Source organism: Streptomyces sp. Tek67B01 (assembly GCF_055231995.1).
The window spans coordinates 3,567,301-3,583,997 of record NZ_JBUYUY010000001.1 but is presented as its reverse complement, the minus strand read 5'-3'; the positions used below and the strand labels follow the sequence as shown (position 1 = coordinate 3,583,997).

At 70.4% G+C, this 16,697-nt stretch carries 17 protein-coding genes and 1 tRNA gene; 11 read left to right on the top strand and 7 right to left on the bottom strand.

The window, feature by feature from the left end:
* Positions 1–49: 49 nt before the first annotated feature.
* Positions 50–760: a YcnI family copper-binding membrane protein gene (locus ACV7NM_RS16135; RefSeq protein ID WP_463410921.1), complete on the bottom strand. Its 711-nt coding sequence runs from the start codon at positions 758–760 to the stop codon at positions 50–52.
* Positions 761–870: 110 nt separating this feature from the next.
* Positions 871–1,662 (bottom strand): hypothetical protein, encoded by a 792-nt coding sequence (locus ACV7NM_RS16130; RefSeq protein ID WP_463410920.1) that lies wholly within the window; start codon positions 1,660–1,662, stop codon positions 871–873.
* Positions 1,663–1,936: 274 nt separating this feature from the next.
* On the opposite strand from ACV7NM_RS16130, the gene ACV7NM_RS16125 reads away from it, so the two are divergent.
* On the top strand, positions 1,937–2,419 hold the full coding sequence (locus ACV7NM_RS16125) for an ATP-binding protein (RefSeq protein ID WP_463410919.1): 483 nt from the start codon (positions 1,937–1,939) through the stop codon (positions 2,417–2,419).
* 81 nt (positions 2,420–2,500) lie between these two features.
* Here ACV7NM_RS16125 and ACV7NM_RS16120 read toward each other — a convergent pair whose 3' ends face one another.
* On the bottom strand, positions 2,501–3,967 hold the full coding sequence (locus tag ACV7NM_RS16120; RefSeq protein ID WP_463410918.1) for an aminopeptidase P family protein: 1,467 nt from the start codon (positions 3,965–3,967) through the stop codon (positions 2,501–2,503).
* Between the two features lie 91 nt (positions 3,968–4,058).
* Entirely contained in the window at positions 4,059–5,576 is a 1,518-nt protein-coding gene (locus ACV7NM_RS16115) for a PP2C family protein-serine/threonine phosphatase (protein ID WP_463410917.1), read from the bottom strand.
* Positions 5,577–6,120: 544 nt separating this feature from the next.
* Here ACV7NM_RS16115 and ACV7NM_RS16110 point away from each other — a divergent pair.
* Entirely contained in the window at positions 6,121–6,837 is a 717-nt protein-coding gene (locus ACV7NM_RS16110) for a bifunctional DNA primase/polymerase (RefSeq protein WP_463410916.1), read from the top strand.
* A gap of 221 nt (positions 6,838–7,058) precedes the next feature.
* Positions 7,059–7,616, top strand: a complete 558-nt coding sequence (locus tag ACV7NM_RS16105) for a hypothetical protein (protein ID WP_463410915.1) — start codon at positions 7,059–7,061, stop codon at positions 7,614–7,616.
* A gap of 184 nt (positions 7,617–7,800) precedes the next feature.
* Here ACV7NM_RS16105 and ACV7NM_RS16100 read toward each other — a convergent pair whose 3' ends face one another.
* The 3 genes from ACV7NM_RS16100 to ACV7NM_RS16090 all read right to left on the bottom strand — a co-directional run bounded on the left by ACV7NM_RS16100 (position 7,801) and on the right by ACV7NM_RS16090 (position 10,468).
* Positions 7,801–8,775, bottom strand: a complete 975-nt coding sequence (locus ACV7NM_RS16100; RefSeq protein ID WP_463410914.1) for a DUF5926 family protein — start codon at positions 8,773–8,775, stop codon at positions 7,801–7,803.
* 205 nt (positions 8,776–8,980) lie between these two features.
* Entirely contained in the window at positions 8,981–9,583 is a 603-nt protein-coding gene (locus ACV7NM_RS16095; RefSeq protein ID WP_463410913.1) for an ATP-binding protein, read from the bottom strand.
* Positions 9,584–9,667: 84 nt separating this feature from the next.
* A complete protein-coding gene (locus tag ACV7NM_RS16090) occupies positions 9,668–10,468 on the bottom strand; it encodes a glycerophosphodiester phosphodiesterase (protein ID WP_463410912.1) in 801 nt (266 codons plus the stop codon).
* A gap of 233 nt (positions 10,469–10,701) precedes the next feature.
* Here ACV7NM_RS16090 and ACV7NM_RS16085 point away from each other — a divergent pair, with 233 nt between their 5' ends.
* The 8 genes from ACV7NM_RS16085 to ACV7NM_RS16050 all read left to right on the top strand — a co-directional run bounded on the left by ACV7NM_RS16085 (position 10,702) and on the right by ACV7NM_RS16050 (position 16,679).
* Positions 10,702–12,288 carry a S1C family serine protease gene (locus ACV7NM_RS16085; RefSeq protein ID WP_463410911.1) on the top strand — a complete coding sequence of 529 codons (1,587 nt, stop codon included), beginning with the start codon at positions 10,702–10,704 and terminating at the stop codon, positions 12,286–12,288.
* Positions 12,289–12,402: 114 nt separating this feature from the next.
* Positions 12,403–13,308, top strand: coding sequence for a LysR family transcriptional regulator (locus ACV7NM_RS16080; protein ID WP_136210476.1), 906 nt, complete (start codon positions 12,403–12,405; stop codon positions 13,306–13,308).
* Between the two features lie 100 nt (positions 13,309–13,408).
* Positions 13,409–13,963: a cysteine dioxygenase family protein gene (locus ACV7NM_RS16075; protein ID WP_463410910.1), complete on the top strand. Its 555-nt coding sequence runs from the start codon at positions 13,409–13,411 to the stop codon at positions 13,961–13,963.
* The gene (locus ACV7NM_RS16070; protein WP_463410909.1) at positions 13,963–15,054 is read left to right on the top strand and encodes a YeiH family protein; all 1,092 of its coding nucleotides are present in this window, start codon (positions 13,963–13,965) and stop codon (positions 15,052–15,054) included. Before ACV7NM_RS16075 ends, ACV7NM_RS16070 begins: the two co-directional genes overlap by 1 nt.
* 23 nt (positions 15,055–15,077) lie before the next feature.
* On the top strand, positions 15,078–15,275 hold the full coding sequence (locus ACV7NM_RS16065) for a hypothetical protein (RefSeq protein WP_463410908.1): 198 nt from the start codon (positions 15,078–15,080) through the stop codon (positions 15,273–15,275).
* Between the two features lie 45 nt (positions 15,276–15,320).
* Positions 15,321–15,405, top strand: a tRNA-Ser gene (locus tag ACV7NM_RS16060).
* Between the two features lie 258 nt (positions 15,406–15,663).
* Positions 15,664–16,080 (top strand): DUF6344 domain-containing protein, encoded by a 417-nt coding sequence (locus ACV7NM_RS16055; RefSeq protein WP_463410907.1) that lies wholly within the window; start codon positions 15,664–15,666, stop codon positions 16,078–16,080.
* Positions 16,081–16,442: 362 nt separating this feature from the next.
* Positions 16,443–16,679: a hypothetical protein gene (locus ACV7NM_RS16050; RefSeq protein ID WP_463413957.1), complete on the top strand. Its 237-nt coding sequence runs from the start codon at positions 16,443–16,445 to the stop codon at positions 16,677–16,679.
* Positions 16,680–16,697: the final 18 nt, after the last annotated feature.

The following is a 16,697-nucleotide window of genomic DNA, read 5'->3' as shown; positions in this document are numbered from 1 at the left end:
GATCGGGGTTTCGGATGGTCTACATGACAGGGCCCGTGGGGGCCGTCGGTCAGGAGGCGCGACGGCGCGACGCGAAGCCGAACGCGACTCCGCCGAGACCCAGCACGATGCCCGCGATACCGAGGGCGCGCGCGGTCGTGTCGGAGCCGGTCGCGGCGGCCTTGTCGTGGCCGTCCTCCTGGCCCTTGGCGTCATCGGTCTTCGTGGAGTCGTCGTGGTGGCCGTCAGCGGCCGCGGCCGCGGTCAGCTTGAGGACGGGCGCGGGGTTCTGCGGCTCCGGGGCGCCCGCCTTGGTCTCTTCGATCCAGCGCACGACCTCGTTGTTGTCGTAGGTCTGGATGGCCTTGAAGACCATCTGGTCCGCGTTGTCGGGCAGCTTGCCGATGGAGACCGGGAACTGCTGGAACTTGCCGGGCTCGATCTTGCCGCCGCTCCAGGTCACCTTGGTGACCGCCTCGTTGACCTGCTTGCCGTGCACGTTGAGCGGCTTGTCGAGCTTGCTCTTCTCGACGTTCACGGTCCAGCCGGGAATGTCCTGCGGCATGACGGAGGTGAGCGGCTGGTCGATCGGGAAGTTGACCTCGACCTGCGTGGTCGACGCGTTGTCGCGCTCGTTCGGGACCTTGAAGTTGATCACCGCGTAACCACCCTTGGCGGCTTCGCCCGGCTGGACACCGACGTGGGCGAAGGCCGGACCGGAGAGGACGAGGACCGCGCCGGCGGCGAGGGCTGCGGCGAAGGAGACACGAGAGGTCTTCATGGCAGAAACACTCCACAGGGAAACAGTGGTGACATGGCCCCGCACGCGGGCGCGCGCGAGGATCACGGCACCGGTGCTCCCGTGAAGTCCCGAGGAGTGGGGGTGCCGCGTCAGGCTGCGAGGGTGAGGGTCGCCGTCGGCGGGCCGCGCCTGATCACGGTGTGCTGGAGTGCCTCACGACCGGTGGGGATCTCCGGGGAGGTCGCGCCCCGAAGGGCCCGCGCGAGAAGTTCCGGCGCGTCCGGAAGCCCGCAGACGAGGGCTCGGACCAGGGCCAGGGCGGTACGCAGTGGACGTACCGGGTCGGCCTCGGTCGACAGCCGGGACAGTTCGACGAGCCGGAACAGTGCGGCGTCGCCGCGCCCGAGCAGCCAGCCACCGGCGAGCGCGGCCAGCAGGTGGCCGACCAGCATGGCAGGGCTGAACAGGGCGGTCTGCGGAGCGTGGACCATGTGCGTGTGGGCCATGTGCCCGTGCGCGGCCATGGCGGCGGGGTCCAACCCGGCGGCCTCCAGGATCAGCCGGGCGTCCTGTGGGCTCGGCGGTACGGAGTTGCCCCCGCAGATCAGCTGCGCGGCGAGTGCGGCGAGCGACGAGTCCGAGGGGATTGCGTCGACCGGTGTCGCCGCGCCGTGCTGACCGAGGCCGAACACCGCGTGCAGCGTCACCTGACCGGCGGCGAGACCGGCGGCGATGCCGGGCAACGAACGCCGGCGCCCCGCCAGCGGCGCGGCGATCGCGAAGAGGGCGAGGAAGCCCAGTCCGAGGGCCCACCACGGCACGGTGGCGCAGGACGCCATCGCGTGCCCGACCGCGGACAACACGACGCAGACCGCGGTGAACACCGCGGCCCGTATCACCCGGAGACCCGCTCCGGCCCGCGTCGCGTGGAGGGCAGTCATGGCCGGGCCATCATCGCACTGCCCTACGGACCGCCATACGGCAGGTCCGGAACATCCCATCCGTCCCCACGTGAACCCGAGCGGTGTTCGAGCGGCCGACTCGCGGAGGTACCGGGATTCGACGGTCGCCCGGCCGACCCGTCCCGCGCTCGCGGCCCCATACACCGACGGTCGGGAGAGTCGCATCGGCCGAACGGGGACTCCGGCGGCCGAATGAGGGCTCCGGTGGCCGCCGGGGGCTTACGGGTGACCGAGGGCGGCAATAGGTAACGGTATGAGCATCTGGTGGTCTCTCCACTTGAGGCGCGAAGCCGCGAGCGTGCCGCTCGCCAGGCGACTGCTGCTCGGGACGATGGAGACCGCGGGGGTTGACCCTGACATCTGTTTCGATCTGTCGCTGGCGCTGAGCGAGGCGTGTGCGAACGCGGTCGAGCACGGCGGTCCGGTCGCCGACACGTCCTGTGTCGGAAAGCCGGACACCGCCGTCTGCGCCGAGTACCGCGTGACGGCCTATCTGGACGGCGATCACTGCCGTATCGAGGTGACCGACTCGGGTCCGGGTTTCCCGCCGTCGACGGTCTCCGGGCACAGACCCCGGCCGGCCGGACCGTCGGAGAAGGAGCACGGGCGGGGTCTGGGACTCATCGCGGAGCTCTCCGACCACGTCCGCTTCCGCAACCGCCCGGGCCGGGGCGCGGTGGTCAGCTTCGACAAGGTCCTCAAGTGGCGCGAGGGCGCGCTGCTCAGAGTGTCGTAGACACCGGTGGGCGGGTCCCGGAAGGGAACCCGCCCACCCGCGCGTGCGCCGGCCGATCGGGCCCCCCGCCGGGCCGTCCGATCAGCCCTTCAGCCGGGCCATCCACGCCTCGACCTCGTCGGAGGCGCGGGGCAGCCCGGCCGACAGGTTCCGGTTGCCGTCCTCGGTGACGAGGATGTCGTCCTCGATCCGCACGCCGATGCCGCGGTACTCCTCCGGCACGGTCAGGTCGTCGGCCTGGAAGTACAGACCGGGCTCCACGGTCAGGCACATGCCCGGTTCGAGCGTGCCGTCGACGTACGCCTCGGTGCGCGCGGCGGCGCAGTCATGGACGTCCATGCCGAGCATGTGGCCGGTGCCGTGCAGGGTCCAGCGGCGCTGGAGGCCGAGTTCCAGCACCCGCTCGACCGGGCCTTCCAGCAGGCCCCATTCGACGAGCTTCTCGGCCAGCACGCGCTGCGAGGCGTCGTGGAAGTCGCGGAACTTGGCGCCCGGCTTCACGGCGGCGATGCCGGCTTCCTGGGACTCGTAGACCGCGTCGTAGATCTTGCGTTGGATATCGGTGTAGGTGCCGTTGATCGGCAGGGTGCGCGTGACGTCGGCGGTGTAGAGGGAGTGCGTCTCCACACCGGCGTCGAGCAGCAGCAGGTCACCGGAGCGGACGTCGCCGTCGTTGCGGACCCAGTGCAGGGTGCAGGCGTGCGGGCCGGCGGCGCAGATGGAGCCGTAGCCGACGTCGTTGCCCTCGACCCGGGCACGCAAGAAGAAGGTGCCCTCGATGTAGCGCTCGGAGGTCGCCTCGGCCTTGTCGAGGACCTTCACGACGTCCTCGAAGCCGCGGACGGTGGAGTCGACGGCCTTCTGTAGCTCGCTGATCTCGAACTCGTCCTTCACGGCACGGGCCTCGGAGAGGTAGACGCGGAGCTCTTCGTCGCGCTCGGCGGTGACCTTGTCGGTCAGCGCCTTCTCGATGACGGGGTCGTGGCCGCGCAGGAAGCGGACCGGGCCGGTGGCCTCGGCGAGGGCTTCGGGCAGCTCGCGGACGTCCTTCGCGGGAAGGCCCAGGAGTTGCTCGGCCTCGGCGAGGGAGTGGCGGCGGCCGACCCACAGCTCGCCCTGACCGGACAGCCAGAATTCGCCGTTCTCGCGGTCGGAGCGGGGCAGCAGGTAGATGGTGGCGGTGTGGCCGTTCTCGCCCGTGGGCTCCAGTACCAGGACGCCGTTCTCGGCCTGGTCGCCGGTGAGGTACGCGTACTCGGTCGACGCCCGGAAGGGGTACTCGGTGTCGTTCGAGCGGGTCTTCAGCCTGCCCGCGGGCACGACCAGGCGGTCACCGGGGAAGCGCGCGGACAGGGCGGCGCGGCGCTCGGCGGTGTGGGCGGCCTGGGCGATCGGCTCCAGCCCGCGCAGCTCGGTGTCGGCCCAACCGGTGCGCATGCTCTCCGCGAGTTCTTCGCTGACGCCCGGGTACAGCCCGTTCTTGCGCTGCTTGTGCTTCTTTTGGGGCTGCTCTTCTTCCGGGGTCTCCGGGGTGAGCTCGTCAGCCACGTCTTCTCCTCAGCTACGACAGAACGGACCGGGTGTGGACCTCATCCATCGTATGGGTGAGCGGAAGACCCGTGTCGGGTCATGTGACAAATCAGTCAAACCGGGCCGCGAGCAGCACGATGTCCTCAGCCGGGTCCCCGTCGCCCCCCGCGCCCGCACCCCTCGCGGCGTCGCCGTTGACGCCCGACCCCGTCACACCGATGCCGTTCCCGTCGACGCCGTGCGCCTCGGCGCCGTCCGCCTGCGGGAAGAGCGTGCGCAGGATGTGGTCGCAGATGGCCGCCGGGTCGTCCCGGGCACCGCGGGGCACCCCCGCGGCCGCCGCGTGCAGCCGTGCGTAGGCCCGGTCCATGGGGTCGCCGGTACGCCGCAGCAGCCCGTCGGTGTACAGCAGCACCGTTTCTCCGGGAGCGGGTTCGATCTCGACACTGGGCGCCTCCCAACAGGCCAGCATCCCCAGGGGCGCCGACAGCGAGGTCTCCACGTACTCGGTGCGCCGCTCGCCGATGAGCAGCGGCGGAGCGTGGCCCGCACCGGCCAGGATCATCTTGCGGGAGCCCGGCTCGCAGTAGGCGAACAGGGCGGTCGCCGAGCGCGCGGGCTCGGTCAGTCGCAGCAGCAGTTCGAGATCGGACAGGACGGCTACGGGGTCCTCGCCCTCCATGACCGCGTACGCGCGCAGCGAGGCCCGCATACGGCCCATCGCCGCGACCGCGCTCGGGCCGGAGCCGCTGACGGAGCCGACGGCCAGCCCCATGGCGCCCTCGGGCAGTGGCAGCGCGTCGTACCAGTCGCCTCCGCCGCGCGGTCCGGTGTGGTGGCGGGCCGCGAGCTGCACCCCGACGATCCTGGGCAGCCGGCTGGGCAGCAGCTCCTCGGCGACGGTGGCCAGCCGGGAGCGGGAGCGCTCGACCTCCATCATCCGCGCCAGGTGCTCGGCGGCATGCCGGACGTAGAGCCCCGCCAGGTCGCGCTGGCGTTCGCTCGGTTCGGCCTGTTCGTCGTAGAGCCAGACGGCCGCGCCGAGCCTGCCGGTGGCTTCGGCGGCCAGCGGGAGCGCGTAGCTGGCGGCGTATCCCAGCCGGGCGGCGACCTCGCGGTGCCGGGGGTCGACGGGTACGGCGAACGCGCCCGGCCCCGCCGCGGTGCCGGGTTCCGGGAGCACGTCGGAGCCGCCCCGCGCGTCCGGGAGTCCGTCGAGGATGCGGCCGTACGAGGTGGCACTGCGGGGCACGGTTTCGATGTGGCCGAGGTCCGCGTGACCGAGCCCGAGACCGATGGTGGTGCTGGGCCCGAGCCCGTCGGAGGGCTCCAGGACGACGAGGCCGCGGCGGGCTCCGACCAGCGCCGCGCCGGCGCGCACGAACTCGCGTAGGGAGGCGTCGAGATCGACGGCCCGGGCGAGGCGTTCGGTCAGCTCGTGGAGGGTGGTCAGGTCGGAGACCATTCCCGCCAACCGGTCCTGGATGACGGTGCTCGCGGCGGGCGGCACGGTCGGGGCGGGGGCGGTCGTTCGTGCGGGAGCCGCTGCGGTGGGCGCCGCAGTGTGCGGTGACGCGGTAACTGCTGAATCGATTCCGGCCACTTTCGGGAGATGCGACGCGCTCATGGCGTCCGCCTTTCCACCTGGTGCGATTCGCCATATAGCATCGCAAACCCCCAGATCGTGCTGCGCGCCATCAATGGCTCCACATCTACACGCACACGAGGAGCGATGTCCAGCATTGCCCAGGTGGGAATCCTGGTGTCCGCCGAACCACAACTCGCTGTCCGGTCAAGGGTAAAACTTGGCCGGAAAAAGCCGGAAGCAGACGGTTTTTGCGATCGACTGAGCGGGCGTCCCTGCGGGTCCGGGTACGTAAACGGTGGTGCCCGAAGTCAGTTGACGCCCATCGGCATCCGCCGGGAACCGCCCGGCGCGTGCCGTCGTCCTTAGCGGCGGCAGCCGGTCTCGTCACCGGTGGCAACCGGTCTCGGTGCCGGTGGGGGTCGCGCTCGGCCCCGTCGTACGTTGGATGGACCCGTAAGAAAACTGCACGAACCGTGTGAACCTGCTTCCGGCGGACAGTGACGCGAAACGTGTACGTGTGGTGAAACACCGCTTACGTGGTGTGATGTGGCCCTCGGCGTTCAACGGAAAGGAACGAGCGCTCATGCGCGAGATCCTCGGAAGGCGTCTCCAGCGGCTCCGCGATCGCTTGAAATCCCGGTTCCCGATCTCTCCCGCCGCCACCGGCCCGGACGGCGGCGCCGCTTCCCTGCTCGATGCGGCCCTGACCTGCGCGACCGTATGGCGGTGGCCCGTACTGCCCGGCGTGGGCCGGGCCGGCGCCGACAGCGCCCGATGCGCCTGCCCGGACCCCGACTGCGTGGTGCCCGGCGCGCACCCCTTCGACCCCGGGCTGCTCGCGGCGACCACGGACTCCCGGATGGTGGCCTGGTGGTGGTCCCGGAGACCGGCCGCCCCGGTCCTCATGGCCACCGGTGGTGAGGCGCCGTGCGCGGTCAGTCTCCCCGCCGGCGCGGCCGCGCGTGCCGTCGTACGACTGGACGCGCAGGGCATGCGGCTGGGGCCGATCGTCGCGACGCCCACCCGCTGGTCGCTCATGGTGGCGCCGTATTCGCTGGAGCGGCTCGGCGAACTCCTCTACGCCAAGGACCACGTGCCCTCCTCGCTGCGCTTCCACGGCGAGGGCGGATACCTGCTCCTGCCGCCCTCCCCCGCCTCCGGCGGCGGTCAGGTCCGCTGGGAGCGCGAGCCGTCCACCGGATCGCAGGGACTCTGGTTGCCCGAGGTCGAGGAGCTCGTGCACGCGTTGGTGGAGGCGAGCAGTGGAGCGCCGGGCGGCGGGAGCCGGCTCGCGTACTGACGCGCGGCATGCGGAGCCGGGCCGCCCGTGATGTGCCGTACGGCAGGCCCGTACGTACGTGCCGCACGGGCCTGCCCCGCGTACGGACAGGTGGGCGCGTGGTGTGGGCACGGTGTCACGCGTCTGCCGGATCACTCTTACGGGTGTCCGCAGGGCCGGTTTGCAGGCGAATTGGGCGCGGGGGTCTCCGTGCCCCATTCCCGTATCGCTATCTTCGGCGAATGAATCTCCGCCTGATCGGTATCGGTGCCGGTGTACTGATCATCTTGTCGCTTCCGCTTGCGGGAGCGATCGCCGGGCCGGATTTCGCCGGTCAAGATGACGGAAAAGCGGGCGGGTTGCTCTCCTCGCTCGGCCTTTCCGGCTCTTCTGCGTCGGACAAGGCGCGGGCCGCCGGCCGCCCCGCCCAGCCGGGCCCACCGGAGCAGCCGCGTACGGACTCGCGGTGCGGTCCCGAACTCACCTCGCCGCACGGCTTGGAGGCCCAGACCTGCGTCCTGATGAGCGAGGGCGACACCTGGGGCCGCAGCTACTACCGCAACACCAGCGGCCGTCCACTGGAAGCCGTGCTGACCGTGATGGGGCCGGCAGGGCGCACGACGCAGATCCACTGCCCTGTGGGCGCGGGGGACGAGCCGGGATTGTGCGAGACGCCGAAGGAGGCGTCGGCGGGCACCGCGAACGGTTACTCGGCCGTAGCGGAGTTTGCAGTTCCGGATGATGAAGGTGCACTGCTCCTGCGGTCCGGGAGCAACGCACCGGCACCGAACGGTGGTTGATCACCACCGGAAAAGGAAGGGCCCGGTCGCTGGCGACGGGGGATGCACCAGCGACCGGGCTACAAGAACCGTAACAAGAGATCGCCTGTTCGCAAATTCGATCTCTGATATTCAGACAGCGATTTGCAGGCGGGGAGCGGGAGTTGTGACTCCAGTCACCGGACCCCTCGGGGACGTGGTGGGGTCAGCTGAGCGTCACCTGACGGTTGGTGAGCCCACCGCGCGCCCGGCGCTCCTCGGGGGTCAGCGGGGCATCCGTCGCCAAGGCCGCGGCCAGGCGCTCCGCGAGCTCCGCGGCGGGCTTCTCCACGTCCTCGGCCGAGACCCCTGTGGGCAGGTCCCATACGGGGACCATCAGGCCGTGGGCGCGGAACGACCCGACGAGCTTGGTGCCTTCGCCGAGCGAGGAGGTGCCGGCCGCGTGCAGCCGCGCCAGCGCGTCAAGCAGCTTCTCCTCCGGGTGCGGCATGACCCACCGCAGGTGGTTCTTCTCGGGGGTCTCGCACCAGTAGGCGGCGTCCACGCCGGTCAGCTTGACCGTCGGGATGGCCGCGGCGTTGGCGCGTTCCAGCGAGGCGGCGACCTCGGGGGAGGCGTTCTGAGCGCTCTCCGCATCCGGAATCCAGAATTCGAAGCCACTGTGCACAACCGGCTCGAAAACGCCGTCGGAGTCCAGGAGATCCTGAAGTCGCGGGCCCTCGGCCGGAACCCGGCGTGCCGGAACCGGAGATCCCGGCTCCGCCGTCAGCGCGCGCTCCAACGTGTCCGCCATGTCCCGGGCGAGGTCGCCGGTGGTCGAGTCGTTCTGGAGGCCGAGCAGGACGGAACCGTCCTCGCGGCGCAGGGCCGGCCATGCCATCGGCAGTACGGTGACCAGCGTGACGGAGGGGACGCCCTCGGGCAGGCCGCCCTTGAGGGTCAGCGGCACGGTGGCCGCGGGGACGAGCTCGCGCAGCGCCACCCAGTCGCACTCGCCCGGCAGACCCTCGAAGGGGCGCCGCACGTGCTCGGTGACCGCGTGCGCGGCCGCGGCGCCGTGGCAGGCCTTGTAGCGGCGCCCGGAACCGCAGGGACAGGGCTCACGCGCGCCCACCACCGGGATTTCCCCGTTGTCGAGCTGAGGCTTCGCGGTCTTCGCGGCGGGGCGCTTCTTTGCCATCGTGGGTGTCTCCCGGTTGCGGCGGTACGGCGGGTTCTGGGCGCGAGCCTAGCCGTTGGTACCGCCGCAGCCGGTGGATGCGGCCGGGAGCACGGTCGGCGTGCGCTCCCGGACGGCCGCCCTCTGCCTTCTTCGAGGCCCGCGAATCTCCTCGCGTCCCACGGACGGCCCCCGTCGAACCCCTCCGAGTGACCGAGGTCGCCTCTCAGGTGTCGAGATCGCCGAAGGCCGTGACGAAGTCGATCGCCGGGGACGCGACGCGCGTAGCGAAGTCCTCGTGCCGGGTCCCACAGGCGACGATCACCCAAACGGTGACCTCACCCGCCGCTCCGTCCCGGACACCCCAGTCCTGGGCCAGGGCGCTGATGATGTTCAGCCCCCGACCGCCCCGCGCGGTGACCGAAGGCGTGGCGGGAACCGGGCGGGTGGGCCCGCCACCGTCCGTGACCTCGACCGTCAGTCGTCCCGCTTCGTCGACGCCCCATGCGGCGCGTATCTCCCCGTCCCCGACCTCCCGCGCACCCAGCGGCCGGCCGTGTCGGCAAGCGTTGCTGAGCAGTTCGGAAAGGATCAGAACAGCGTCGTCCACGACCGATTCGGACACCCCGCTGATACGCAGCTCTTTGCGCATCCGGCGCCTCGCCTCGCCCACGCCCGCAGGACCATGGCGCACGCCCATGCACGACGACGTGGGCACTTCCTGTGCCATCACCAACGCCACCCCCGGAACCTCCTTAGCCCCACGCCATGGTCTGGATGCCCCAATGGCCTGGACCGGAAACCGCCGCGGACGGGAGCTCTGACGCATTCACGAGGTCGAATGCGGTCCGGATGCGCCAGCGCACACCCTGTTACGAGAGAGGTGAATGCGGCGGCTGCGCAAATCGGGACGTCAGCGGCCTAGCTGTGACAGAACCTGACGCGGTCTGTTCGTGATGATCGCTTCTACACCCAAATCAGCGCACAGCTGAACGTCCTCTGGTTCGTTTACGGTCCATACGTGCACGGGCCGGCCCGCTGCCTGAAGCCTTCGGATGTAACCGGGGTGGTTGCGCACGATCCGAAGGCCGGGGCCGGCGATGCTCACCCCGGCCGGAAGCCGCCCGTCCCGCAGCCGCGGGGAGATGAACTGCATCAAGTAGACGGTCGGAATCGTCGGAGCCGCCGCCCGTACCCGGTGCAGGGAGCGGGGGGAGAAGCTCATGACCCGGACGGGATGCGGGCCCTCGGTGGTCGGGGCGTCCAGTCCGAAGCGCTTGAGGAGGAAGAGGAGCCGTTCTTCCACCTGTCCGGCCCAGCGGGTCGGGTGCTTCGTCTCGATCGCCAGCTGCACCGGGCGGCCGGCGTCGGAGACCAGCTCCAGGAGCCGCTCCAAGGTGAGGACCGAGGTGCGTTCGGGGTCGGCGTCCCAGTCGGGCGATTCCTCGCGGTCCTTCCACGATCCGAAGTCGAGGGCGGCGAGATCGGCCAGTTCCAGGGCCGAGACGGCGCCCCGCCCGTTGGAGGTGCGGTTGACCCGGCGGTCGTGGACCAGCACGAGGTGGCCGTCGGCGGTGAGCCGGACATCGCATTCGAGGCCGTCGGCGCCGTCTTCGATGGCTTTCCGATAGGCGGCCAGAGTGTGCTCGGGGGCATCCTCCGAGGCGCCCCGGTGGGCGACGACCTGAATGGGGTGCGGCGTTGCATGGGTCACCGGGTCATGGTGCCACCGAGGGGGCCTCACGCGTCGGGGTGAGTCCTGCTGATGCGTGTGAAATGTCGGATATAAAGAATGGGGGGAGATGCACAGGTCCGGCTTACAGTGCTCTGACGGGTGATGGGAAAAGCTCTGTACCGGAACTTGTGCGGCACGTCGAACGTTCAGTCGGACCGGTATACCAGATATCCAGCACCAGTAGCCGTGTGTGTGAACGAGGAGAGAGCGCTGTGAGCACCGAGAACGAGGGCACCGCGGCCCCGACTCCCCCCGCGGCCCCGTCCGCACCCCCCGTGCCCGTGGCCGCTTCCACCACCCCCGAGCCCTCGTCCGCCGCCCAGCCCGGTGCCGCACCGGTCGACGCGAACGCGCACGAGGCGCACCCTCCGGCGCACGCGGCCGGTACCGAGCCGACCCGGCAGATCCCGGCGGCGGCTCCGGTGGCTCCGCCCGCCGCTCCTGCGTACGGGCAGACGGCCCCGGGGGCGCAGGACCCGTACGGGCAGGTTCCTCAGGACCAGGCCCAGCACGGTCAAGCCCAGCACGGTCAAGCCCCGCACGGTCAGGCCCCGGCGGCGCACGGCGCGGAAGGCTGGCCTCCGCCGCCGCCCACCGTCCCGGCGTACGGCGGTGACGGCGGACACGGCGGTGGCACCTGGGGAGCCCCGCTGACCGCACACGGCGCTCCCGCCCCCAAGCCCAAGGGCCGGGGCGGCCTGATCGCGGCCGTACTCGTCGCGGCCCTCCTCGCCGGCGGCGTCGGCGGCGGGGTCGGCTACTGGGCGGCGGAACGCGGCAACGACGGCGTCGGCTCGACCACGATCACCGCCAGTACCCCCAAGGACCTCAAGCGCGAGCCCGGCTCGGTCGCGGGCCTGGCGGCGGGCTCGCTCCCGAGCGTGGTCACCATCGAGGCCTCGGCCGGCGACGGAGAAGGCGGCACGGGCACCGGATTCGTCTATGACGAAGAGGGCCACATCCTCACCAACAACCACGTCGTCGCCTCCGCCGCCAACGGCGGCAAGCTGACCGCGACCTTCTCCAACGGCAAGAAGTACGACGCCGAGGTGGTCGGCCGGGCGCAGGGCTACGACGTGGCCGTGATCAAGCTCAAGAACGCGCCCACCGGATTGAAGCCGCTTCCGCTCGGCGACTCCGACAAGGTCGCCGTCGGTGATTCGACGATCGCCATCGGCGCCCCCTTCGGTCTGTCCAACACGGTCACCACCGGCATCATCAGCGCCAAGAACCGCCCGGTCGCCTCAGGTGACGCCTCCGGGGGCAAGAACTCGTACATGAGCGCGCTGCAGACCGACGCCTCGATCAACCCGGGCAACTCCGGCGGCCCGCTCCTCGACGGGCGCGGCGCGGTCATCGGCATCAACTCGGCGATCCAGTCCGCCGGGAACGGCGGTTTCGGTGGTGGGCAGGCCGGTTCGATCGGCCTAGGTTTCGCGATCCCGATCAACCAGGCCAAGAACGTCGCCCAGTCGCTGATCAAGACGGGCAAGCCGGTCTACCCGATCATCTCGGTGTCGGTGGACCTCCAGGCCAAGGTCGAAGGGGCCAAGATCTCCGAGCAGGGCGCCTCCGCCAACGAGCTGGTCGACCCCAACGGTCCGGCCGGCAAGGCGGGCCTCAAGCCCGGTGACATCATCACCCAGTTCGGCGGCAAGCCGATCGACAGTGGCCCGACCCTGATCAGCGAGATCTGGACGTACAAGCCGGGCGACACGGTGAAGCTCACGTACCTGCGCGATGGCAAGCCGAACACGGTGGACATCACGCTCGGCTCTCGGGTGGGCGACAAGCCCTGACCGGGGCACGGCAGGGGCGCGCGCTCAACGCGTGCCGGCCAATGGCTTGATGGAGAGGGGCCGTGGGCGGGATTCCGCCTACGGCCCCTCCCAACGTCCGCTTATGCTTCCTTCGTGTTCGATTCTCGGCACATACGGACATTCCATGAAGTGGTCGCCTCGGGGTCCTACTCGGCGGCCGCACGCGTCTTGGGGTACACCCAGCCCGCGATCACCCAGCAGATGAAGGCGCTGGAACGCGCCGTCGGCACCCCGCTCTTCACCCGGGTCGGCCGGAGAATGCAGCTCACCGAGGCCGGCGAGTCCATGGCCCGGCACGCCGAATCCATCCTCGGCAGCCTCTCGGCGGCCGAAGCCCAGCTGAAGGCGTACGCGCGTCTGCGCACCGGGCGGGTGCGGCTCTGCGGATTCCCCAGTGCGAATGTCACGCTCGTCCCCGAGGCGCTCAGTGGGCTGGGGAAGGAGCACCCGGGCATCCAGGTCGAATTGCTGGAAGGGGAACCACCGGAGTCCCTGCGGAGGCTTCAGCGCGGGGAATGCGACATCACGCTCGCCTTCACCTACCCCGGGTTGCACGAGGAGGTTCCGGAGGAGGTCGCCGAGGTAAAGCTGCTGGAAGACCAGCTGACGGTGCTCCTGCCGACAGGGCACCCATTGGCCCGACGCCGGGCCGTCCATCTGGCCGATCTGGCCGGGGAACGGTGGATCGCCGGCTGCCCGCGGTGCCGGGCCAACCTGCTCCACGAGTGTGCGGAGCTCGGATTCGTCCCCGACATTCGATTCGCGACCGACGACAACCTCGTGGTGCAGAGCCTCGTCGCGCAGGGCTTGGGCGTGGCGATGATGCCCGCCCTGGTGCTCCCCTCCCTCTCACTGAACAAGGTCTGTGGTCGCCCGCTCCAGCCGGCCGCGCGCCGCCACATCGCCGCGTACGTGTACCGCGACCACCTGAGGATTCCCGCGACAGCGGTGGTCCTGGAGCAACTGAAACGGGTCGCGGAGAACCGTGTCGGTTGCTGACACCGGGTACCGCGACTCCGCCGATTCATAAACGCAGCTTGGGATTTCGGGTCGGAACTGTCGTTGGACGTGATGGGTGGGCTGCCCGGACGCTCCCTGTATGACCACCACCACACCGGCCCGCACGACCACGAGCATGGCCGCCCTCGTCAGTGAGATCCGCGCCGTCGTGGAGCGTGGGCTCGTACCCGACCTGACCGCCCACCTCGTCGGTGAGCGTCTCGCCCCTTACCTGCGCGGAGATGATCTCCTCACGCCCGAACAGCGGGAGGGGCACGCGGACCGTTACCGGCAGCACGTGCTGCACGCCGAGCCGGACGGCAGTTTCTCGGTGGTTGCGCTGGTGTGGTTACCCGGTCAGGAGACCGCCATCCACGATCACGTCGCGTGGTGCGTGGCCGGCGTCTACGAAGGGGCCGAGAGCGAGCTCCGCTACCGGCTGGCGCCGGCCACGGCGACGGCGGGCGCCCACCTGGTGCCGACGGAGGAGGTCGTCAACGGGCCGGGTGACGTCTGCGGGTTCGCCCCGCCCGGCGATATCCACAAGGTCCGCAACTCCTGTCGTGCGACCGCCATATCCGTTCACATCTATGGCGCGGACGTCGCCCGCCTGGGCAGTAGCGTCCGGCGTGTCTACACGATCCCGGCCGGCTGATGGCCTTGCTGAACCGGCCCACCCACCGTCCGCTGTGGGACCGGCTGCGCCATGTTTCACGTGAAACAGCCCCGGTCGCTCGTGTTTCACGTGAAACCTCTCCTTCCTCCTGGCCCGGACTGGCGTTCGCGGCCCTCGGCGCCTTACTGGCGTGGTGTGTGCATCTGGTGGTGCCGGCGGTGCCGATGCTGACCGCGTCGGTGGTGCTGGGCATCTTCGTCGCACACCTACCGGTCACTCGGAGCGTCGTACGAGGACCCGCGCGTCCGGGGCTGTCCCTGGCGGGACGGAGGCTGATGCGCATCGGCATCGTTCTGCTCGGCTTGGGCTTGGGCCTCGACCAAGTGCTCCGGCTGGGCTGGTCGACGGCGGTGATGGTGAGCGGGGTGGTCGCGGCCACCTTCTTCGGAACCCTGTGGCTGGGTCGGCGTCTGGGGTTGCCGGGAGACCAGCCGTTGTTGATCGCCACCGGGTACTCGATCTGCGGGGCCTCGGCCATCGGCGCGGTGAGCGAGGTGTCCGGCAGCGACGAGGAAGACGTGGCCTCATCGGTAGCCTTGGTGACCCTGTGTGGAACGTTGGCCATTGCCGTGCTTCCGCTCCTCCAAAGCCCCTTGGGCCTGTCCGACCTGGAATTCGGCCGGTGGGTGGGCGCGAGCGTCCATGACGTGGGGCAGGTGGTGGCGACCGCGCAGACGGCCGGTCCCGGCGCCTTGGGTGAGGCGGTCCTGGTCAAGCTCATGCGGGTGGCGCTGCTGGCCCCGCTCGTGGCGGCGGTGGCCTTCTCGGTGCGGGCCCGGCGGCGCGGGGTGCGTACGGCCTCGGGGCGGCGCCCCGCCCCGGTGCCCCTCTTCGTGGCCGGCTTCCTGCTGACGGCCGCGCTGCGCGCCACCGGCGTACTGCCCGAGGTTGCGCTCGATTGGGCACACACCGCCCAGGAGGCCCTGCTGGCCGCAGCCCTGTTCGGCCTGGGCACCGCAGTCCACCTCCCCACCCTGGCCCGGACCGGAGGCCGGGCGGCGGTATTGGGTCTCGGTGCCTGGGTGGTGGTCGCCGGAGTGTCCTACGGGGGCGTCCTGCTCACCACTTGAAGCCGGAGCAGGGGGAGCCGTACGTGAACCGACGCCGCACCGCCGCAGCCGTCCCGCTCGCCACGGGCGCCTTCCTCGTCGGCGCCCCGGCGTCCGTCGGTCCCTCGGCCGCAGTGGAGACACCATCCGCTCAACGGGGGCTGCAACAACCGAACGAGATGTTCGGCCCGTACTTCGGAGACGCGGCCAAGGCGGCCTACGACCAGCGCCAATCCGCCTGACCCAGGGCCCACACACTCCCTTCGCCCGGTACTCTGTACCGGCCAGGTGGGTTGCCCGAGCGGCCTAAGGGAACGGTCTTGAAAACCGTCGTGGCGCGAGTCACCGTGGGTTCAAATCCCACACCCACCGCCGGTGAACGGACGGCCCCCGACCAGGAACACGGTCGGGGGCCGTTCTGTCGTTTCGGGGCCGGGAGCCACGGTCCGATCCTCTGTCCGATGCCGACGGCCTCGGATCGCCTGGGGAGCCACTGAGAGAGATTGATCCCTTTGAGTGGTGTTTGTCGGAAGATCGGCGTGCGCAGTGGGGTCCGTGCGGTTGCGGAACCATCATGACGAATGTATTCAGATCCGCCCTTCGGAACATCGCGAAATGAGGGACCCCGTCATGGCTCTCCGCAGCACCGTCTCGTCGTTCTGGACCACTCTCCTCGCCATGATCGTGGCCTTCTTCGCCGCGCTCGGTTTCGATGTGAAGGCCACTGAGGCGCCCCGCTCGGCCGAGACGGCCATGGCGGTTCCCGCGAGTCGGCGCCGACCGGCGATGGTGGCACGGCGGACGTGGCGGGCGATGATGCGGGGAGGATCGCTCCCGCCCACGATCAAGCAGCGGATCAGGGCCGAGGCGCACGGCAAGACCCCCTCTGTCCGTCGTTCGACCACCGCCCTGGCCGCGGGTGGGCTCGCGGGAGCCGCCGCGCAGCCGACCGGCTCTCCCGAGGCCGGTGGCCCCGCCCCGCAGACCACGGCCGTCGCCGCCGGCCGCGCCCGGGACGTCGCGCGGCAGTGGGGGCTCGCCGCGTAGGTGCAAGGCGGGCGCGGCAGGTCGAAGTGGAACAGTGGGCGCTGGAGCCCGGCCGGGTACGGCCGTGGAGCGCGCCCAAGGCGCCCCGTCGGAGGGGCGTGAGTGGATGAGCTCCGGCGGCGCCGGGGCGCACGGGAGCGCAAAGCAAGGCATCGCAGGGTCGCAGGCCCGGGAGGCAGTGGGTTCCCGGACAGCGCGGCCCTTTTTGGCATGCCCGGACCTGGCGGGATTGGAGAAACGATCCTCCTTCCCTGTGGCAGGAGTGTCAGCCGATTCAGGGGTGCTGATCTGAGGCTGTGGTGGCACGAATCAGGTTTATTGCGGTCGGCCAACTGCCTTGGGAGAGAACCCACTTCGGTCTTCTGCAGGATTCAGACATGGCAAGCATCCGTACCGCCCACGTCATCGCCACCGTCGCCGGCATCATCGGCAGTGGTGTGGCCGGCAACAACCACGGCAACTCCTCCACCTCGCAGCAGGTCGCCACGGGCGCAGGCGCGTCCAACCAGAACAACACCGCGCAGGTCAACGGATCGGCCTGGACGGCGATCCAGCAGCACAGCACCAATGTGGCGGTGAACTTCTTCCCGTGGCGGTGACGCCGCCTGATCGGGGCT